The organism is Pseudomonas sp. GR 6-02 (genome assembly GCF_001655615.1).
Taxonomy (GTDB): Bacteria; Pseudomonadota; Gammaproteobacteria; order Pseudomonadales; family Pseudomonadaceae; genus Aquipseudomonas.
In genome coordinates this window covers 4,624,029-4,644,978 of sequence record NZ_CP011567.1, presented here as the reverse complement: position 1 = coordinate 4,644,978, position 20,950 = coordinate 4,624,029, and the positions used below count along the sequence as shown (strand labels likewise).

General features: G+C 59.2%; 15 protein-coding genes and 1 pseudogene. 11 read left to right on the top strand and 5 right to left on the bottom strand.

The annotated features are described in order from the left end of the window. Positions 1-43: 43 nt before the first annotated feature. Entirely contained in the window at positions 44-595 is a 552-nt protein-coding gene (locus PGR6_RS20320; protein WP_018925139.1) for a glutathione peroxidase, read from the top strand. 89 nt (positions 596-684) lie between these two features. Here PGR6_RS20320 and PGR6_RS20315 read toward each other — a convergent pair whose 3' ends face one another. The 3 genes and pseudogenes from PGR6_RS20315 to PGR6_RS30015 form a co-directional block, all read right to left on the bottom strand. After that, positions 685-1,953 carry an OmpP1/FadL family transporter gene (locus PGR6_RS20315; RefSeq protein WP_064619339.1) on the bottom strand — a complete coding sequence of 423 codons (1,269 nt, stop codon included), beginning with the start codon at positions 1,951-1,953 and terminating at the stop codon, positions 685-687. Between the two features lie 146 nt (positions 1,954-2,099). Further along, on the bottom strand, positions 2,100-2,582 hold the full coding sequence (locus PGR6_RS20310; RefSeq protein WP_007936111.1) for a hypothetical protein: 483 nt from the start codon (positions 2,580-2,582) through the stop codon (positions 2,100-2,102). Positions 2,583-2,992: 410 nt separating this feature from the next. Continuing rightward, positions 2,993-3,114, bottom strand: a pseudogene (locus PGR6_RS30015) (phosphatidylcholine/phosphatidylserine synthase); the annotation flags it as partial. Between the two features lie 482 nt (positions 3,115-3,596). Between PGR6_RS30015 and PGR6_RS20305 the strand changes: the two are divergent. From PGR6_RS20305 to PGR6_RS20270, 8 genes are all read left to right on the top strand, one after another. Continuing rightward, positions 3,597-4,646 carry a hypothetical protein gene (locus PGR6_RS20305; RefSeq protein WP_064619336.1) on the top strand — a complete coding sequence of 350 codons (1,050 nt, stop codon included), beginning with the start codon at positions 3,597-3,599 and terminating at the stop codon, positions 4,644-4,646. 177 nt (positions 4,647-4,823) lie between these two features. After that, positions 4,824-6,869 (top strand): iron-containing redox enzyme family protein, encoded by a 2,046-nt coding sequence (locus tag PGR6_RS20300; protein ID WP_064619333.1) that lies wholly within the window; start codon positions 4,824-4,826, stop codon positions 6,867-6,869. After that, on the top strand, positions 6,866-8,707 hold the full coding sequence (locus PGR6_RS20295) for a carbamoyltransferase family protein (RefSeq protein WP_064619329.1): 1,842 nt from the start codon (positions 6,866-6,868) through the stop codon (positions 8,705-8,707). Before PGR6_RS20300 ends, PGR6_RS20295 begins: the two co-directional genes overlap by 4 nt. Before the next feature lie 141 nt (positions 8,708-8,848). Further along, entirely contained in the window at positions 8,849-9,805 is a 957-nt protein-coding gene (locus PGR6_RS20290; protein WP_064619327.1) for a TauD/TfdA family dioxygenase, read from the top strand. 57 nt (positions 9,806-9,862) lie between these two features. Next, positions 9,863-11,119, top strand: coding sequence for an ATP-grasp domain-containing protein (locus tag PGR6_RS20285; RefSeq protein ID WP_018925147.1), 1,257 nt, complete (start codon positions 9,863-9,865; stop codon positions 11,117-11,119). Continuing rightward, a complete protein-coding gene (locus PGR6_RS20280) occupies positions 11,116-12,312 on the top strand; it encodes an ATP-grasp domain-containing protein (protein WP_064619324.1) in 1,197 nt (398 codons plus the stop codon). The genes PGR6_RS20285 and PGR6_RS20280 overlap by 4 nt, the downstream gene beginning before the upstream one ends. Beyond that, on the top strand, positions 12,309-13,094 hold the full coding sequence (locus tag PGR6_RS20275) for an SDR family oxidoreductase (RefSeq protein WP_018925149.1): 786 nt from the start codon (positions 12,309-12,311) through the stop codon (positions 13,092-13,094). Before PGR6_RS20280 ends, PGR6_RS20275 begins: the two co-directional genes overlap by 4 nt. Continuing rightward, positions 13,091-13,726 (top strand): LysE family translocator, encoded by a 636-nt coding sequence (locus PGR6_RS20270; protein ID WP_018925150.1) that lies wholly within the window; start codon positions 13,091-13,093, stop codon positions 13,724-13,726. Before PGR6_RS20275 ends, PGR6_RS20270 begins: the two co-directional genes overlap by 4 nt. 405 nt (positions 13,727-14,131) lie before the next feature. Here PGR6_RS20270 and PGR6_RS20265 read toward each other — a convergent pair whose 3' ends face one another. Then, entirely contained in the window at positions 14,132-14,356 is a 225-nt protein-coding gene (locus tag PGR6_RS20265) for a hypothetical protein (RefSeq protein WP_007898912.1), read from the bottom strand. Positions 14,357-15,348: 992 nt separating this feature from the next. On the opposite strand from PGR6_RS20265, the gene PGR6_RS20260 reads away from it, so the two are divergent. Both PGR6_RS20260 and rmuC read left to right on the top strand, forming a co-directional pair. After that, entirely contained in the window at positions 15,349-15,672 is a 324-nt protein-coding gene (locus PGR6_RS20260; protein ID WP_082920890.1) for a sel1 repeat family protein, read from the top strand. A 175-nt stretch (positions 15,673-15,847) separates the two neighbouring features. Continuing rightward, on the top strand, positions 15,848-17,212 hold the full coding sequence (gene rmuC / locus PGR6_RS20255; RefSeq protein WP_169342498.1) for a DNA recombination protein RmuC: 1,365 nt from the start codon (positions 15,848-15,850) through the stop codon (positions 17,210-17,212). Between the two features lie 185 nt (positions 17,213-17,397). Here the strand turns inward: rmuC and PGR6_RS20250 are convergent, their stop codons facing one another. After that, a complete protein-coding gene (locus PGR6_RS20250) occupies positions 17,398-20,868 on the bottom strand; it encodes a hybrid sensor histidine kinase/response regulator (RefSeq protein ID WP_064619321.1) in 3,471 nt (1,156 codons plus the stop codon). Between the last annotated feature and the right edge of the window lie 82 nt (positions 20,869-20,950).

The window sequence follows — 20,950 nt, the reverse complement described above, 5'->3', positions numbered from 1 at the left end:
CGAGTAGTTTCGCGTTCTGACGATTGCTCAAGGATGCACCGACATGCCGATGCGCTGGCTTGCAGTTCCTGCGTTGCTGATGTTTTTTTCCGGGCTGGCTCAGGCAGCAGAATGCCCGGAGCTGTTGCAAGGCTCATTGCCGAAGCTGCGCGCCAAGGAATCCATCGATTTGTGCCAGCGCTTCGCCGGCAAACCGTTGGTGGTGGTCAATACCGCAAGCTTCTGTGGCTTCGCCCCGCAGTTCAAAGGTCTTGAGGCGCTGTATCAGCGCTACAAGGATCAAGGGCTTGAGGTGGTCGGTGTTCCATCCAATGACTTCAGGCAAGAGTCCAAGGATGGTGCAGAGACTGCCAAGGTCTGTTATGTGAATTACGGCGTGACCTTCACCATGACCGAACCGCAGAAAGTCCGCGGCGATGACGCCACGCATTTGTTCAAGGTCCTTGCCGAACAAAGCAGTTCGCCGAAGTGGAATTTCTACAAATACGTGGTCGATCGCCAAGGCAACGTGATCGCCAATTTCTCCAGCCTGACCAAGCCCGACAATCCCGAGTTCATCGAGGCGGTGGAGAAAGCCCTGGCCTCGAAGCCCTGATCGACGCGCACTAAAAAGCCCCGCCTCTGTACAAGAGTGCGGGGCTTTTTCAATTCAGGCGGCGAGGGGTTCAGGTTCGCCGTGAATGATCAGAAACGGTAGGTCGCGCCTACACCGAAACCGTTTGCCCAGTTTTCATACTTGGCGTTGTAGCTCTGGCGGCCGTTGCTGTTGTTGACCTTGACCGACTCTTCGCGCAGGTACGAGTACGCTACGTCGATGGTCAGGTCGTCGGTCGGACTCCAGCCCGCGCCCAGGCTGAAAATCTTGCGATCGCCAGTCGGAATGCGCGGGGAGCGGTTTTCGTTGTTGGTTGGTGCCTGGTCGACGGATAGACCGGTACGCAGAACCCATTGTTTGTTCAACTGGTACGAAGCACCGATGGCGTGAGCCCAGGTGTCATGCCAGTTCTGTTCTTCGGTGATGGTACCAAACCGGCTGTTCAGGGCTGCAGGGACGCCGCTGTTTTCGACGCTGATTTCTTTCAGGCGGCTCCAGCGAGTCCAGGTGCTGCCCGCGTAGAGGGTCCACTTGTCATCCAGTTGGTGAGTGAGCGAGATATCAACCGACTCAGGAGTCGTTATGTCCAGGGATGCATCGTACTTCTGGTTAGGGTTCTGACCCAGAGCCCCGAGGAGGCTGTAGTTGACCTTGGTGTCACCTTCGAGCTTGTACTTCACTTTCGAGTGGTAGGTCAGGCCAACGCGAGTGCTGTCGGTCGCTTGTACCAAGATGCCGATGTTGTACCCCAGCGCGGTGTCGTCACCTTTGATCTTGACGTTACCGTCCGCTGCGCGCGGGTTTAGTGACAGGTTCGATTCCAGGGTGCCGTCAATGCGGTTGATGGTCGGACCGAAACCGATCGACACCTTGTCGTTGAAGGCATAGCTGATGGTTGGCTGGAGAGTCACGATTTTGACTTCGCTTTTACTGCCGAAGTAACGGCCGGCGAAGCCGTTCTCGTAGTCGGTCACCAGACCGAATGGAGCATAGACGCCGAAACCGACTGCCCACTGGTCATCGAGTGGCTTTACGTAGTAGCCCATGGGCACGCCCATGAAAGGGACCATGTCACCTTTGTTGGTACCACCATTCGGGCTGGAGCTGGCATCACTGATGTCAGCGTGCGCGTCGATAAATGCAACACCGCCGGTCACTTGTTCGCGCTTGAGGCGAGACATGCCGGCAGGGTTACCAAAAACAGTGGATGCGTCGTCGGCAGAAGAAGATCGCCCGGCAAAACCTGTCCCCATCCCGCTGATGCTTTGTTCGTTGAGGGCAAAGCCACTGGCGAAGATCTGGGTGGATGCCAAGGCAACGGCGAGGCTAAGGGTGGTTTTGAGCATTACTTTTTTCATTATTAGAACTCCTGGTGATCACCGGAGCGAAAATTACCAACATTTTCGTCCGGGCGCCATAGCCTGTATTGCTTGATTTAGAGCGGTTTTGTAGGACAATCCGACCAAAATCGCGACCTGTTGGGCGATCTTCTGAAATGGGTGAATCAGCAGGCGACCTGATTCAACGATGAAACACAGGTTTGCCAGGCGTAGGTGAAGTCTCGCAAACGACCTTGGGGCTGGAAGGTCTGGCGCCAGATTCGGGCCATTCCCAGCAAGTCATCGGAGGCGGGGAGGGGAGTGTTCTGTTCTTCTACCAGCAGCCAGGCGATGGCTGTGGCATAACGCAGGTTGACGGTCAATTCCAGGTGCGGCCCGCTGAGAAAAGCATGCTGGCTGGCCAGGCCGCGAACCAGGCTCGCCCGCTCCGGGTCCAGGGCCAGGTAGTGATCCCAGAGGGCCTGGTGGCGGGGCTCGGCGATCCGGTACAAGCCGTGTCCACGGCGGTCATGCAGGGCTGAACCAAGGGCTGACTGACTGGCGGCGATGCCCAGCAGCAGGGATTCGGCAGTCGCGCTATGGCGTCCGAGGTAGATCAATGTCGGACGGATCACATAACGGCACAGTTCGCTGGCAGCGATACCCATAAAACCCTCGAAACATCAAGTGGTCGGCGATACCTGAAGAGGCCTTGGCAGCTGTGGATCGAATCAGGCTCGCCGTAAGCGGATCAAGCCGCTTGAGTTGAAGTGTAGTGTCATTATTTTGCTGTAAAGGACTGTTTTTAAAATATTTCCGGCTTCGAGTTATAACCGTTATATCGGTTGGTGCTTAGGCAATGGCGGCTAAAAGAGAAATATCGGGCGATAAAAACCCCGCTTTTCAGGGTGATGCTGTTCACCTAAGCGGAGCCGCCTTACCGTCCTTGGCCTGGAAGGCCTTGGACGGTGCAGACGCGACTCACTCTATGGGGGTGTTTTGGAGGAAGGTGCTCAGGAGCCGGCGTACGCGACGGCGACGGGTCGATAATGTAAAGGCACAGTGCAACCACGTTCTACGTGGCGGCGAAGCCCTGGAAGGAGTTGTCCTAGCTCTTCATGTTGACATTGCAAAAGCAAACAGCGACGACACCAGAATCAGCGACACGGTCAGCAGCAGGGTGTCGTCAGGCAACTTGACCGGGCATTCATAGGGTTTGTTGATTTACGCGCCTTTTCATGAATATTTTTTCTTGGATAAAATGCAGGTGCTTCATTTGACATTTGGGATCCAATGTCTAGAATCGATCGCATGAGCCCCTCGGATGGGCCAAAAAGAATAAAAGTAAAAAGGAAGATACAATGCATGGAAGCTATCCGTATCAGCGTATTGCAGTCTGCAATACCTTCAAATTGCACCTCGCAAAAATCATCACTGAATTTCCCGCCTCGTCGCATTGTGCTGTGAATTATTTTGCTCGCGCACGGTTTTAATTAATCTCGACCTTCATGCATCTAACAGTTTGGATTGTTGATATCCCAAACTTATGGTGCCTGGCTTGCTGTGGGCCGTTATTGGCAGGTTCGCACTTTCGATATTGAATAATCGAAATAGACGTTCGTCCCAAAAAAAGTTGGCTGATCAAATGGAATTCCGATTCTCGCTAAAGGAGTGGCTTGGCCATGTTTAAAAGACGCAAGCGCACCGCGCTGGATGATCCCAGTCTGGAACGTGTGAAGTTAACACCCCAGATGCTCACCTACGATCAATTCGCCAGTCGCAGTCGTTCCCAGTACTTGCCTTATGTGATGGGTTTCAATGCCGCCGATTACCGTTCGGAAGCGATCAATACCGATCGGCTCGGATTTCGCCTGGCCTATGATGCGCAAGGTCGGCCGGTCAGTGTCGGCACCCTCGAGGCCAGCACGCTATCAGAGGTGAATTTACTGGTCGGGGCCTCGTCAGCCTTGGGTTACGGGGCTTCCAGTGATGCCGCCTCGGTAGCGAGCCGCCTGTCCACGCATGATCCCGATGCTACGCCATGGCTGAATTTCGCGGGGCATACCTTTAATGCGACCCAGGAATTGATGCTGTTCGTGCTGCATGCTCATCGACTGCCCAAAGTGCGACGCATCGTGATCATGGGCGGCTTCAATACTCTGGTCATGGCGCGTCTTCCTGAGTTCATTCGAGGTGATCTGCCACCGTTCTACTTCTGCGGTGACTATTACGAAAAGTTTGATGAAATTGCTGAGGAAAATGGTGCAGAACTGCCGCCTGGAAAACTTCCAAAATGGCCGGCCGAAACGACTGAGGTTCCGCCTGTTTCGCAAACTCTGGTACGCGCTCTGCAAGACACCATGAATTGTCTGACTACCTGGAAACGCCTCGCGGATTCTTTGGGTGCAGAACTTACGTTTGTTCTCCAGCCCTTGGCGACTTGGGTAAGAACGCCGTGTGCCGAAGAACAGAAGCTGTTTAATGAGCTTGATCAGATTTCCCGGTTTGGTACCTGGCAGCATTTATATGGCGATATATCCGCCCCCACGGTCGCGGAATATTACGCCGATAGTCTGGCCAACAGTTGTCATGACTTGGGTATTCGATTTGCCAGTTTGATCGATGATTTTAGAGAGCGTCCGGATGATGAATGGTTATACGTTGATCGCGCGCACTTTACCGACCTTGGCAGTGATGTCGTAGCACGCGCCATTCATCGATACCTGCAATGAAAGTTTAGGAGGCTCTATGTTAAAGCGAATTCGCAAGGCACTTGGTTCTTTGTTCAAGAAAAAGAAAAAAGCCAAGAAGAAAAACAATTCCTCCATATATCCAATGCACTGATGAAGACTAATAGGCAAATCTTTTCCAGCTTCCTTGGGGCAGAGACCGGGGGAGAGGCCAGGCGCATGTTCACGCCGGTCAGCCTGCGCACTTGCCTGGGTGAGGTGCATGGGACGGACTTGGTAGACGTCGACTTCACCAGCCCGGCGGCTTTGGCGGGGCTGGCGAGTGTTGCATGCGAGCGGCTTGGGCCGTTGCGCGACGGATTCCGAAGGTTGGCACAGACAATCGAGGGGAACGAAGCGGATGCCCAGGCGTTGCGTGCCAAGGCGGCGTTGGAGTCGGCTCCCTTTCTGATCGGCAGTCAGCACCTGATTCATGGGGTGTGCGGCAGCTGGAATAATGAAGCACGCCATGCCATGGCAGCGCTGAGTATCCATGCGGCGGATGTGGGGGCCGGTCAGCCAGGGGCCAGTCGTATCCAGCGCTACCTGGAATTGCTGCGTCAGCACGCGCTGGCAGATGCTGGCGAAGATCTCTTGCGAGCAGTGGCCGACCCAAGGATCTCGGACGGAGCCTTCAACTTTGCCTCGACCCTGCTCGTATTGGGGCATTTTCCGGAGTCGCTGACGGCCCAGATCCTGGGGATCAACCTTTACCTGCGTCATTGTGGGCTGTTGCCCTCGTTTGAGTTCATCGCCCATAACGAGCCGTCCGCCCGCCAGTTTCTCGATCTGCGTCGCGACCCCGCTGGTAGTGCCGACGATCTTGCCGTGCTCGCCGAAACGGCAGTCCGGGAATTTCTCGTGCAAATGGGCGCTGCCGGAAACGATGGGGTACGCCAAGGCTACCTGTGGGCGCGCCGACAGGCCGAGGAGATGAACGAAGCGCTGCTCGATGTGCTTGAGCGTTGGCTCGATCCGAGAGAGGCGGCGCGCCACCTGATCAGCCGACGTCGGCTGGATGCTTGTCAATACCATGACAAGACTCAGTTGAATAAGGTGCCGATGAAGCCCTTGCTCGCAGTCGACGACTCCTTGAAGTTTCTCGACCATCTTGCCGCCAGCGCTTACGTGCGGGCGGGCAGGCCGGAATCGAGTCCACTGCTCACCAGCCTGATTTCGCCGCGGGGCAAGATGTTCCGAATCTTCAGTCGCGACGATATTGCCATTCTTCACCGCTGGATCTGCGGCTTGCCTTACTCCGATGCGCCCAGGCAGACCCCGGCTTTCCAGGTATGGAAGGACGACGGCAAACTCGCCGGGGCTCTTCGCGAGGTCGCTGAAACCCAAGCGTTGGTCGCCAGATTCAGCCCGCGACAGGCCTACCCGCGCCTGTTGCGAATAGAGCTCACGCCGTCGGAGGAATCCTATGCCGGTCACTACGTGAAGAGCTGGCTGGCCAGGGCCGCCCGTGGCGTCACCAAGGGGTATTGCTCGTTGCCGGAGCGTTGGGCTCCCGGTGTCTTGCAGCAGTGGTTGCAGGGCCAGCATGAAGCTTCCAACCAGGCACTGGAGCAGGACGAAGAGCTGCCGTCTCGCGATGAGGTGGTCGCCGATATCCTGTCCCTGGCGCCGCTGACAATGATCGACGGGGCCTGGCTGGCCGGGTTCGCCCACCCGGCGGTAGCCTCCACGGCGTACGGCAGCAGACTGTTCGAAACGCTTTTCGATGAGTTGGGCAACGGAATCGAGGCGCAGAACCATCCCGTCATCTACCGCCATCTGCTCAAGGCAGTACATGGCGAGTTGCCGGCCACCGCCGACCCTGGATACGCCAACGCCGCTTGCTTCAACGACGAGAACTTCGAGCTGCCCGTGTTCTGGTTGTCTATCGGGCGATATCCCCAAACCTACTGCCCGGAGATTCTCGGGCTGAACCTGGCGATGGAGCTGTCCGGAGTAGGGGGCGGTTATCGGCGTACCCACAAGGCGTTGGTTGCCTACGGCTATCCGACGATGTTCGTCGATCTGCACAACTCCATCGACAACATCTCCACCGGGCATACGGCATGGGCTGCCGCGAGTCTGGATACCTACCTTTGTGCTTTTTCTCGTAGTGACCGTGATGAACTCTGGGCGCGTGTCCGTAATGGATTCGTCGCGCTCAATCCACCCAGGGAGCAAACAATGCTGGATAAGTTTCGCGAAAAAGTGAGGTCGCTGCTATGACGATTACGCTTGGCATCTCTGCCTTTTATCACGACAGCGCGGCCACTCTGGTAGTGGACGGCAAGATCGTTGCCGCGGCCCAGGAAGAGCGTTTCAGCCGGATAAGGCATGACCCGGGTTTCCCACGCAAGGCCATCGAGTACGTCCTGAGTAACGCAGGTATAAACCTGGCCGATGTCGACCATGTCGCCTATTACGAAGACCCGGCACTGAAGTTCCGTCGGGTACTCTCGACGGCCGCCGTGGCCGGGCTTTCGGCAGCGCGCACCTACGCACCGGTGCTTGGCGAATGGCTATCAACCAAGCGCCGGATGGACCGTGAGGTCGTGCGTCATCTCAGAGCGATGGGAGACCGGGACGGTCGCCGAATCGAAGTGCATGGTCACCACGAGTCCCACGCTGCATCGGCATTTTTCCCCAGTCCTTTCGAGAGCGCCGCGATCCTGTGTATCGACAGTGTCGGCGAGTGGGCGACGACCACCATCTGGCACGGCAGGCCAGAAGGTATCAAGCTGGTTGCCGAGTTGTCCTTTCCCCATTCGCTGGGCCTGCTTTATTCGGCCTTCACCTATTTCTGCGGCTTCAAGGTGGACTCCGGCGAATACAAACTCATGGGGCTTGCGCCATATGGCAAGCCTCATTACGTCGACACGATCCTCTCGCATCTGATCGATGTGAAGCCCGATGGCAGCTTCAGGCTCGACTGGACCAAGTTTGAGTTCATCAAAGGCCAGGTCATGACGGGCGATGCCTTTGAGCAGCTGTTCGGTGGCCCCCGGCGCTTGCCCGAGGCCCCCCTTACCGATCGCGAGTTCGATTTGGCCGCATCGGTGCAGAAAGTCACGGAGATCGTCGTTTCGCGCCTGGCCAAGACCGCCCGTGAGCTCACTGGCGAGACCGCACTGTGCATGGCCGGGGGCGTTGCCCTCAACTGCGTAGCCAACGGCGTGATCTCGCGTGAGCGGATATTCGACCGTCTGTGGGTGCAACCGGCGGCTGGCGATGCGGGTGGCTCGCTGGGCGCCGCGCTGCTGACTGACCGCAAGTATCGCGGCGTAGCAAGCCGCGAACTGCCGGCTGGCGTGCGTGATGGCATGAGCGGAGCATTGCTTGGGCCGGAGTACAGCGAAGAGCAGATCAGGGACGAACTGGAAGCCTGCGGCGCTGTTTTTCACAGGCTTTCGCCGGAAGAGCTCGACCAGCGGGTGAGCACCAGCATCGAGGACGGCGGGGTCATCGGCTGGTTCCAGGGGCGAATGGAGTTCGGTCCGCGATCGCTTGGCAGCCGTTCGATCCTGGGTGATCCGCGCCGCTCGGACACCCAGTCAAACATGAACCTGCGCATCAAGTTCCGCGAGTCCTTCCGCCCCTTCGCTCCCGTGGTGCTTGAGGAAAAAGCGGCAGACTACTTCGACATCGTCGAGGAAAGCCCCTACATGCTGGTGGTCTCGCCCATTGCAACGGGCATTCGCAAGGCGATCCCACAGGAGAGTGCGCGGCTTACCGGGATCGACTTGCTCAAGTTGGTGCGTAGCGATCTGCCGGCAATCACCCACGTGGACTTCTCGGCAAGGGTGCAGACCGTTGACCGGGAGCGCAACCCGCGGTTCCGGGCGCTGCTTGAACACTTCTATCAGCGTTCAGGGTGTCCTGTATTGGTCAACACCTCGTTCAACGTGCGCGGTGAGCCGATTGTGAACACGCCGTTCGAAGCCTATCGCTGCTTCATGCGTACCAACATGGATGTGCTGGCGATTGGCGACTTCTACCTCGATAAATCGGAGCAGCCTCAGTTCGAGGAGGCGGTCGACTGGCGCGAGACAGTACCGCTGGATTAACTCTTTCATACACTAGGGAAGGTGCACTATGGATTATGTTCTGCTCTACCTGATCCTGCCGTTGGGGATGTTTATCCGACGAACCAAGGCGTTCGCCCATCAGCCGGACCCCAAGGTCACCTCATACCTGAACCGCAAATCATGAGCGTCATGGCCATGGATGTTCAGGAGGCTTCATTGGTACAGGTGGTGGTCGTCAATGATCCCGACCTGACCGGGCTGGAGGGCTGTCGCGTGAGGCTGGCCGAAACGCCGCACTGCGCTGAGAGTGTGGGAGCAGTCGGCGGGGACTGGCTCGGCACAGTGTTGGGCCGGGACATCGTCGAGGCAATTCGCGCATTTCCTGACAGCCCGCACAAAGCGCTGCTCATCAGAGGCATTTCGCTCTCTACGGACGTCGCGACGCCGCGCAATGGTTTCCTGCCCAACGCCGAGTGTGTTCTTGACTTCGATCTGCTGCACTTTGGCATGTTGCGGCTGCTGGGTGTCAGGCCGCATGCAGTCGAGTATGAGAACTTCGGCAAGCTGGTCAGAAACGTCGTTCCGGTTCCGGAGGCCGCGGGCACCACCAGCTCTTGGGGCGCGGATGTGGAGTTTTTCTGGCACACCGACAATCCCAACTGGCCCTTCGCCGATCAAAGCCGAAATGTCGCGACCGCCGTGCCGAACTTCTTGGCCTTTACCGCCGTGCGCAACTTTGAAGGCGCCTCCACCGACATTGTTTGTGTGGATCATGTCCTTTCAAAGCTGCCCGGCTGGGCGATCGCCCAGTTGCAGAAGTCTGCCTACACCTTTGGTGCCCCTGCCTCCAACGAGGGCTTCGATGGCCAGCCTAGGGTGCTGCCGGTGCTGGAGCACGACGAGGGCGGTTATCGCCTGCGCTTTGACGATGGCATCGTGGCCGCCCTCGACCTGGACAGCGAAAAGGCACTTGGGCTCCTGCGCCAGTGCCTGCGCGATGCCCAGGGTATAGAGGTGGTGTTGCAACCAGGCGACTTCTTCATTTTCAAAAATGCCCGCGTGCTGCACCGGCGCAAGGCGTTCCAGCCTCTGCTCAACGGCAAGGCGCGCTGGCTGCGCCGGGTGTACGGCAGTTGAGCCTTTGCTTCAAGAACCATCACACAACAAACATCACAGTAGACAGGGAGTTCATGCATGAATAAGCGTATCGCAGTAGTCGGTGGTCGTCCCTCGCCCATTCACGGTGCCAAGGAGCTGGGCATCGACGTAGTGCTGGTGCATCAGGAGGGTGACTACGAGCAGGAAATCCTCGCCCATTGCGAACAGGTGGTGCATGCCAGGATTGACGACGCCGAGGCCATCATCAAGGTCCTCGAGCCCCTGCACCGCGACCGTCCGTTCGATCGCATCATGACCACTACCGAAGTGGCAGGCGAGTCAACGGGCAAAGTGGTCGATCACTTCGGTCTCACCGGGGTTTCCTATAAGACTGCGCGCCTGCTCAAGGACAAAGTGGCCATGCGCGAGTTGCTGGTCGAGCACAACCTGAGCCCGGTTGCCTATCGCCATGTCACCAGTGCGCAGGATGCCGTCGCGTTCGTCAAAGAGCATGGCAAGTCGGTTCTCAAACCCGCCGAAGGCGTGGCCAGCCTGCATATCCATCCCTGCGATGACGCAGCCTCTGCTTCCAAGGCCTGGCAGGCGCTTCAGGATGCCGACGTCAAGCACATTATCATCGAGGAGTACCTGGAGGGGCCGGTCGTCAGCGTCGACTCCTTCTCGTTCCAGGGGCGCCACCTTCCCATTGGTTACTCCCAGTACCGCATGAACGACAAATACGTTGAGTGGGAAGTCAGCACGCCGAGCACCGAGGCCAGGAAATGGCTGAGCGAGCTGAAGGAAATGACCTGCCGCCTGCTCGACGCGGTAGAACTGGAAGAGGGGCCCTCCCATAGCGAGTTCGTGCTGACCCCCAAGGGGCCTCGTGTACTCGAATCCCATGCTCGCCTGGCGGGCTCGGGTGCCCCTGAACTGGTGCGGCGTGCGTTCGGCCTGGACCTGAACCGCATGTTCCTGACTGTGCCGCTGGGTATCGACACTCTGCCGCAAGTGTCGCCCGAGCCGAAAGCGGGTGCCGCGATCCAGTTCTTCGTACCGACACCTGGCAAGGTCAGAAAGGTCGAGCTCGATCTCAAGCCTGACGTCGATGTGCGCCATACCAAGTCAGGCGAGACTCCACGGGTGTTCTTGCCGTTCCTGTTCGAACTGGGCGCAGCCGAGCGTGCCGTAGTCATCCAGAAGCATGAGGGCGATACGATTCCACCGCTCGACACCGTTGCCGACTGCGTTTCAGGGTATGTCCTGGCAACAGGCACCTCGCGCGAGGATGCCGTGCGTATCGGTGATGAACTGGTAGCGGCGGTCAACTTCATCGTGGATCCCACGGAATGAAATATGTCCTCTGCTTGCACCGTTGGGTCGGTAGCCAAGCGCTATACGACCGATACGAACTGCCGGCAGGAATGCAGATTCGGGCGATCTGTACGCCCGAATCCTGCGCGTCCCTGCCGAGCGAGCGCCTGGCGTCAAGCTCGGTGCTCGTCTCACTGGACGATGCTGAGGCGGTCATGGCTGAGGCCGAGCGTCTGGTCGAGCAACATGGGGTTCCAGCGCTGGTGGTTGCCCTCAATGAGGGCGACCTGCTCAATGCGGCTTCTATCCGTGAGCGATGGCAGGTACCGGGAGATCTTGTCGCGTGGACCGAGCGGTTCCGCGACAAGCTCACCATGCTGGAGGTCGCAGGCCGGCAATCGTCGATCGGCGTGTTGCCTGCTTCGCCTGCCGATTCCCGCGAAGCGGTGGAGCGACTGGCTGCTGAACACGGCTATCCGCTGGTGCTCAAGCCGCGCTACGGCACGGCGAGTCGCGGCGTAAAGTTTCTTCGCGGCCCAAGTGATCTTGATCAGATCGGGCAGGCCACGGAGCCGATGATGGTCCAGGCTTGCTGCGCGGCCCCCATCCTGCACGTTGACGGCTGGTGGGATGGGCAACGGATTGTGGTAGTCACGGCGTCGCGTTATGTGAACAGCTGTGCCGATTTCGGTCCGGATAGCCCGCTGGGCAGTATCGAACTCGAGGAGGGCGATGACGAACGGCGGATTGCGGGGCGCGTCGAACAACTGCTGGCAGTCTTCGCGCCTGAGCGAGAAATCGTCTTCCACCTCGAACTGTTCGACCTGGATGACAAATTGCTGTTCCTGGAAATCGGTGCCCGGGTCGGTGGCGCCGAAATCCCGTTCCTCTGGCGAGAGGTGAGGGATATCGACCTGCTGGGGATCGCTTGGGAAATCCAGACCGGGGCGTCTACCCGCTACAGGGACCTTGCGCGCAGCCTTAGCAAGGAGGGCAGGCCATTGCACCGCGAGCGGGGGGCATGGGTGATCGCCCGCCGCAACAGCTCGCCGCGTGAAGGCTTGGGTACCCTGTACTGGGCTCAACCGCAGAACCTGGATCGCTTCGCCAGCGGTGTTTATGAGGGCGCTGGCACGCGCCTTCGGCTGCGCAGCTTCGATCGTCCCGCGCTGGTACGTGACGTGGGGAAGATCTTCGAACAGTTATCCGAAGCATGGGGAGCTCAATCTTGAAAACAGCAGTTGTTACCGGTGCAAGCAGTGGCATTGGCGAGGCATGCGCTCGTACCTTGGCCAGTCGTGGTTGGCGGGTATTCCTTGTGGCGCGCAGGGGGGATCGGCTCGAGCAGATTGCCGGCGAAACCGGCGGACGCGCCATTGTGCTGGATGTGACACAGGCGCGAGAGGAGGACTTGGTGCAGGTTTTCGAGTGCGATCTTCTGGTGAACTGTGCGGGCGGGGCGATTGGCCTGGATGGGGTAGACGCGGCCAGTGCCGAGGACTGGACGAACATGTTCAACAGTAACGTCCTTGGGACTTTGCGGATGACCCAACTGCTATTGCCTCGGCTCATCGCGTCCCAAGGGTGCATCATCAATATCACCTCAACGGCTGCGCTAGCCGGATATGAGGGGGGAGGCGGCTATTGCGCGGCCAAGAGTGCCCAGCGCGCACTGACCCATTCCTTGCGACTGGAGATGAAGGGTATACCGGTGCGCATCACCGAAGTGCTCCCCGGCATGGTGCATACGCCAGAGTTTTCCTTGAATCGTTTTCGCGGCGACGCCGAACGGGTCAGTGCCCTCTACAAGGATGTCGACCGGCCTTTGAGCGCGGACGATGTCGCCCAGGTTGTGGCTTGGGTTGCCGATCAGCCTGCACATGTTAATGTCGATGAAATCGTGGTTCGGCCAGTGGCACAGCGTGCTCAGCATGCGCTGTTCCGCGGCAGCCTCGGCTGGTTCGAGCCGCAGCGGGCCGATACATCCCCTTTGAACGATGGAGCACGCCAATGATGGCGCTGGAAAGCCTGGCCGGTGTGGCCATCATCTCCTTGGGCATGGTGCTGACACCGGGTCCCAACATGGTCTACCTGACCTCGCGGGCGATTTCCCAGGGGCGGCTGGCCGGGATGATTTCGCTGGCGGGTGTGGCGCTAGGCTTCGTGTGCTACTTGTTGGCGGCGGGACTGGGACTGGCCGCTTTGTTCAAGGCAGTGCCAGTCGCCTACGATGTCGTCAGGATCGCAGGCGCATTTTATCTGGGCTATCTGGCTTGGAACATGCTGAAGCCCAGGGGGAGTTCCCCCTTCGAGGCGCGGGAGCTGCCACCTCACTCGCGGAGACGGCTGTTCACCATGGGGCTTGTGACGAACCTGCTGAATCCGAAGATTGCGCTGATGTACTCCGCGCTGATCCCGCAGTTCATCGACCCTTCCGCAGGATCTACCTTCCAGCAATTCATCCAGATGGGGCTGGTACAGATCACCATTGCCGTCACCGTGAACGGCATGATCGTTCTCGCCGCCTCCCGGGTCAGTGGATTCCTGGCCAAGCGACCTTCTGCCATGCGCACCCAACGCTGGGTGTCCGGGACTGTCCTGGGCGTCTTCGCGGTCGATATCCTGCTGCGCAAACCGCTCACCTGATAGGGAGCGAGTGTTTCGCCTGACCGTAATGCTGTTCACTTGAGTATTTGAGCCTCAGCCGGACTTCCTCGAAAATCCGATGCCAGACCTCTGGCATCGGATTTTTATGGTGCGCCCAGCATGGGCGTAATCTTGTGCGTAGATCCGGCGGTTGTGCGGGGACATTGCCGTGCAACTGATCGTGATGGCCGCGGACAACCCGATTTCAGGTACAGGCGGATGATTGGCAGGGTTAAGAACCGGTATCGGAGGGGTGTTTCTGAATCACCGTCCAAGGCCTTCAAGGCCAGGGACGGTGAAAATATCAAAGCCCCGGTTTCCAGTGGACCGTAAGGCTGCTCCGCTTAAGTGAGCAGCATTACGCTTTTCAGCAGGGCTTTTGAGGTTTTCAGCCTTTCTGGCGTCTCAGGCAACCAGTGCCTGGCGAGTACGCTCGATCACAGCCTGCAGCGGTTCGGCGCTGGAGTATTGATCGGGGTATAGGCGTTCGCTGTGACGAGCGATGCCGTGTTCGTTGACCAGAGTGAAGCTGAAGCAGCCTTTGCGAGCGGCCATGATCAGGCAGTTCATTGGAGCAAAAGCGTTGGTTAGGGTGCGAATGGCATCCTGAGTGTGGATTTGAGTAGACATAATCGGGTGTTCCTACAAGCGACACGGATAAGAACCGTGCAAAATTAAAACGTTCCAGTGACGACGACCACCATTGGTCGAATGAAGAACCCGACTGGAACAAAGCAGCCAGTTTGAAGCGCTGATAAGTTGGCGCGCTTGGGCTGGCAGGTAGGTACTTAGGAGGGCAGGCAACACATCAGGGGCAAAGGTTCTGGGCCCGGGGTGAAGATCCTGATCAATTTGCAGGTTGGTTCGGTCAGAGTAAGTGAACTTCGCAACACCCTTTGCTTTCGATTCAAAGGCTGTGTTGACGCAAGATTTACCTGGAAACCATCGAGGTGGTCGATCCCGCTTTGTCGGTGAAGGCTTCTCTCAGGGAAGGCTGACCGGGGGGATTTGTTCGACCAGAATTGACTTTCAGCTTGGTACTAACGCCGCGGATACTAACGGATTGAATGGCCGAAGGGAAGCCTGCTCGCAAAAAAACACTGAAGTGCCGGCCGACCACATCCGCAAGTGCTGTCGGAAAATGTCATCGGCCGACACGTGCCCCGCAATTGCCCAAAAAACGGCCGTTGATCCGAGAGGGCGATCGAGCCAGGATCAATCTGCGGCGCGGGTTGCCGGGTTTATCCCCAGGCGTCACCGTAAAAACGCGCCGAAAAAGCGCACCGATATAACCGCCTCGCAGGTACTTGTGCACATTAGTTGCGCGGACTGTCATCCCACTGTCATCCTCGCTTCACCGAGGGTGGGTGCCTGTAACGAAAATTTAAGTCAATGAAAAACATCGCTTTTTTTTACTGGTGAAAAAATCGTCAGTTTGACTGCGAGCCCCATTCCACACGGCTTTGCGCGACTTCAAGGGCGGTTGTCCACTGAGTTATCCACAGCTTCTGTGGATTGTCCCGAGCGCTTGCTCTAGGACGGGCGTGCAGGCTTTTCTCGACTTTACCTGTGCGAAAAAAAGAGTAGAGTGGCGCGCCTTCCGATCTGCCCCACAGTGCTTTATGAAGTTTCGCTCAGTACCAGTCTCTCCTGCCTCAGCACCCTCCAGCATTAACCCACCCAAGCGCTTTTCGATGCGTGTGGCCGAGTGGCTACTGGACAGCCCGCGCCTGGGCGAAAACCCCAACGTCAAACACTTCGCCGGACGTTTACTCAAGCAACCTGCCCGTGAAGGCGTAGTGGCCGCGCAAAGCCGCCTCGGCCAATTGATGTGCCGCGAATGCGGGAATGCCCGGGATCGCCGTATTGGCCAGGACCTGTTGCGCCAGGCTGCGCGCGCAGGGGACCGACGCGCCCAGCAGGAACTCGGCCTGATCGAAGACTGAGCTGTCCAAGACCTGACGCCTTGGTTAACCTTCACGCTTTATCTAATCGGCAGGAGTGGCTATGGCGATGGACTTGACCAGCGCATTGCTGGGGCTGGCGGGCGCTGCACTGCCATTGCTGGTACTGGCTTGGCAACTTCAGCGTCGGGCGAGTACGGGGCAGGCCGAACTGGCATTGCTGGAAGAGCGCCTGGCCATGGCCCAGCTGACGCAGGATGGCTTGAACGCCCAGCTCGACACCTGCCGTGATGAAGTCGCTGACCTGAGCCAGGCCAACGCCGCCAAACAAGCCGATCTGGCAGCCCTGCGCCGTGAAGTCGAATTGCTGCAGATCGAACGCGACGATGCCCGCGACGCAGCCCACGCCTGGAACATCGAACGTGCCGGCAAAGAAGCTGAGTTGCGTCGCCTGGACGCTCAGGCTGCCTCCCTCAACGCCGAGTTGCGTGAGCAGCAGGAAAGCCATCAGCAGCGCCTCAACGACCTGCAAGGCTCGCGAGACGAGCTGCGAGCGCAATTCGCCGAGCTGGCGGGCAAGATCTTCGACGAGCGCGAACAGCGTTTTGCCGAAACCAGTCAGCAGCGTCTGGGGCAATTGCTCGATCCGTTGAAGGAGCGCATCCAGTCGTTCGAAAAGCGCGTCGAGGAAAGTTATCAGGCCGAAGCCCGCGAGCGCTTTTCCCTGGCCAAGGAACTGGAGCGTCTGCAACAACTGAACCTGCGCCTGAGCGACGAAGCCACCAACCTCACCCGCGCCTTGAAAGGGCAGAAAACCCAAGGCAATTGGGGTGAACTGATTCTTGAACGGGTGCTTGAACACGCGGGGCTGGAGAAGGGGCGCGAGTACCAGACCCAGGTCAATCTGAAGGGGCCGGACGGTGAGCGATTCCAGCCGGACGTGATTATTTACCTGCCTGGCGACAAGCAGGTCGTGGTCGATTCCAAGGTCAGCCTCACGGCTTATCAGCAATATGTGGCCGCCGAAGACGACGGCATCGGCCAGATCGCCATCAAGCAGCACGTGCTGTCCCTGCGCAATCATGTCAAAGGCCTGGCCGGCAAGGACTACAAGCGGCTCGACGGGTTGCACAGCCTGGATTTCGTCCTGCTTTTCGTCCCGATCGAAGCGGCGTTTTCCGCGGCGTTACAGGCAGAGCCGACGTTGTTTCAGGAGGCCTTCGACCGCAACATCGTGATCGTCAGCCCGACCACGTTGCTGGCCACTTTGCGGGTCATCGACAGTCTGTGGAAGCAGGAACGCCAGAGCCAGAACGCTCGGGAAATCGCCGAGCGCGCCGGGTGGCTGTACGACAAGTTCGTGTTGTTCATTCAGGATCTGGATGAGGTCGGCAATCGCTTGCAGCAGCTGGACAAGGCCTACAGCTCTGCCCGCAATAAGCTGACAGAAGGCCGTGGCAACCTGGTCAGTCGCAGCGAACAGCTCAAATTGCTTGGCGCGCGGGCCAGCAAGAGCTTGCCGGCGGACCTGCTGGAGCGGGCCATGACGGATGTCGATGGCTTGGCCGAGTTGCCCGAATAAGCCATCTTTTTCGATGGCATCTGTGGCGAGGGGGCTTGCTGTGGCGAGGGAGCTTGCTCCCGTTGGGCTGCGCAGCAGCCCCCGTTTCCCGTAAAGCAATCCGCGTTGCGTGTTTTGCGACTGCTGCGCAGTCTAGCGGGAGCAAGCTCCCTCGCCACAGGTTCTGGGCTAGCCAGACGCATTTATTACAACGGCAAATGCCGACTCAACAACGCCCGCAACGCCGCCGGCTTCACCGGTTTGGCCAGGTAATCCAGGCCCGCTGCATGCACCTGGGCCACGGTCTCCGGCCGTCCATCGGCGCTGATCACCACCCCCGGCACCGGCTCGCCCAATTGCGTGCGCAACCACGCCATCAAGTCGGTTCCGGTCTCGCCATCGTCCAGGTGGTAATCCACCAGCGCCAACTGCGGGCGCATCCCGTCGTTGAGCAGCGTCGCGCATTCATCACGGTTGCGCGCGGTCCAGACCTGGCAACCCCAGCGCGTGAGCAGGCTGTTCATGCCGATCAGGATGCTGTCCTCGTTATCAATGCACAGCACCTGTGCGCCGCCGAGCAAATGGCCATTGAGTTCGGCAACCTTGGCCGGCACCGCGGCTTGTGCCCGAGCCAACGGCACGCTGACACTGAATACACTGCCGCGCCCCGGCCAGGAGCGTACGCGCAAAGTGTGACCGAGCACGCGGCACAGTCCATCGGCAATCGCCAGCCCCAGGCCCAGGCCTTTCTCGGCCCGGGTCTGGTGGCTGTCGAGGCGTTTGAACTCTTCGAAAATCACCTGTTGTTTGTCTTTCGGAATACCCGGTCCACGGTCCCAGACCTCCAGGCACAGCTCGCCGTTGCGCCGCCGAACGCCGAGCAGCACGGGGCCTCTGGCGTAGCGGAAGGCATTGGTCAGGAAGTTCTGCAAGATCCGTCGCAGCAGTTTGATGTCACTGTCGATCCGTAGCGTGCTGCCCCGGACGCGGAATTTCAGCCCCTGTTCCTGAGCAAGTGCCTTGAACTCGGCTCCCAGCGTGTCAAACAACTCATTGAGCACGAAGGGCCTGCGATCAGGGTTGATCTTGCCGCTTTCCAGACGGGAAATATCCAGCAGATCACTGATCAGGTCTTCGGCCGAACGCAGTGAGCTGTCCAGGTGATGAACCAGCTTCTGCGCTTCGCTGGACAAACCCTCTTCCTGATGGGAGAGGGCGGCGGAGAACAGCCGCGCGGCGTTCAGCGGTTGCATCAAGTCATGGCTGACGGCGGCCAGGAAACGGGTTTTCGACTGGTTGGCCGATTCGGCGGTGCCCTTGGCTTCGGTCAGGGCAAGGTTGAGTTGCGACAGTTCGTGGGTCCGTTCGGCGACCCGCCGCTCAAGGCCTTCATTGGCTTCGGTCAGCGCCTGCTCGGCTTCGCGGAACGCGGTAATGTCGGTGAAACTCATGACGAAACCGCCGCCGGGCATCGGGTTGCCGATCAGTTCGATCACTCGGCCGTTGGGGAACAGTCGCTCGGAGGTATGGGCGCGGCCCTGACGCATCCAGTGCAAGCGGCGGGCGACATGCACTTCCGCTTCGCCGGGGCCACACAGGCCGCGTTCGGCGTTGTAGCGAATGATGTCGGCAATCGGTCGGCCGACGCTGATCAAACCGTCGGGGTAGTTGAACAGCTCCAGGTAGCGCCGGTTCCAGGCCACCAGTTTCAGCGACTGGTCGATCACGCTGATGCCCTGGGTGATGTTCTCGATGGCGCCTTGCAGCAGGGCGCGGTTGAATTGCAGCACTTCCGAGGTTTCGTCGGCGATCCGTACGACGTCCTCCAGTTGCATTTCCCGACCTTCGATGGCGGCTTTTACCACCGCCCGAGTCGAAGAGGCGCCGAGTACACCGGCCAGCAAGCGTTCGGTATGGGCGATCCATTCGCCGTCGGCGTTCTGGTTCGGGTTGAAGCCTTTGCCCTGGCGGTAGGCGAAACGGATGAAGCTCTGACGGGCCCGTTCTTCGCCGACAAACCGGGCAGCCAGTTGCAGCAAATCGTCGATCTGTACCGCCAGCATCGAGCGGGCGCTGGGGCGGGGGCTGATTTCCTGGCCGATGAAACGACCGGCCTGCCAGTGCTCCGAAACCCGTGTGCGTGACAGCACCGAGACCCAGGCGAACAAGGTGAAGTTACCCGCCAGGGACAACACCACGCCCTGAGTCAGCGGCGTGATCGGCAGGTTCAGCGGATTGCTTTGCAGCCAGGCCAGGCCCGGAAAACTGCTCAAGGGCAAGCCGAGGCTGTTGGCGGCAACCGGCAACACCAGGGTGTAGAACCAGAGGAATGTCCCGGTGGCCAGACCGGCAAACACGCCACGGCGGTTAGCCTGTTTCCAGTACAGCGCGCCGAGCATGGCCGGGGCCAGTTGGGTCACGGCGGCGAAGGCAATCTGGCCGATGGTCGCCAGGCTCGCGGTCGAGCCCAGCAGGCGATAGCTGACGTAGGCCAGCAGCAGAATGACCACAATGCTCACCCGGCGCACCGAAAGCATCCACTGGCGGAACACTTCGAATGGCCGTTCGGCGTTGTTGCGCCGCAGCAACCATGGCAGCAGCATGTCGTTGGAGAGCATGGTCGACAGCGCCACGCTGGCGACAATCACCATGCCGGTCGCCGCCGAAGCGCCGCCGATAAACGCCAGCATTGCCAGGGCAGGGTGAGATTGGGCCAGAGGCAGGCTGATAACAAATGAGTCCGGCAGCACCGAACTGGGTAGCAACATCTGACCGGCCAGTGCAATCGGCACCACAAACAGCGCGGCCAGCGCCAGATACGTCGGGAACACCCACTTGGCCAGGCGTAAATCCTGGGGGTCGATGTTTTCCACCACGGTCACGTGGAACTGCCGGGGCAGGCAGATGATCGCCATCATCGCCACACCGGTCTGCACCACCATGGACGGCCAGTTGATGGTTTCCTTCCAGTACTCTTCCAGGCGCGGGGCGAGCATGGCCTGGTCGAACAGGTCGTCGAAACCGTCGTACAGGCCGTAGGTCACGAACGCGCCGACCGCGAGAAAAGCGAACAGCTTGACCAGCGATTCAAAGGCAATCGCCAGCACCATGCCGCGGTGGTGTTCCGTGGCGTCGAGGTTGCGGGTACCGAAAACGATGGTGAACAGCGCCAGTACCAGGGAGACGATCAGCGCCGTGTCCTGCGCGCGCGTGCCCATGGCGTCGGCGCCGGCGCCGATCAACAGGTTTACACCCAGCACGATGCCCTTGAGTTGCAAGGCAATGTAGGGCAGCACGCCGACCAGGCAGATCAGCGCGACGACTACCGCCAGGGACTGAGATTTACCGTAACGGGCGGCGATGAAGTCGGCGATGGAGGTGATGTTCTCCTGCTTGCTGATCATCACCATTTTTTGCAGGACCCACGGCGCGCACACCAGCAGCAGGATCGGCCCGAGGTAGATCGGCAGGAAGGACCAGAGTTGTTCGGCTGCCTGGCCCACGGCGCCAAAGAACGTCCAGCTGGTGCAATAAACTGCCAGCGACAGGCTGTACACCCAGGCACGCACCCGTGGCGGCAGCGGCGTGCTGCGACGGTCGCCGTAAAAGGCGATGGCGAACAGGATGGCCATATAGGCCAGGGCGACAATGGCGATCAGCCCGGTGGACAGCGACATGGGAACTCCAGACAAAGGACATCCGGGACTGCGCCCGATCCAGACAGTCTCGCATGACCGCCTGAGTTAGTCAGTGTCGACC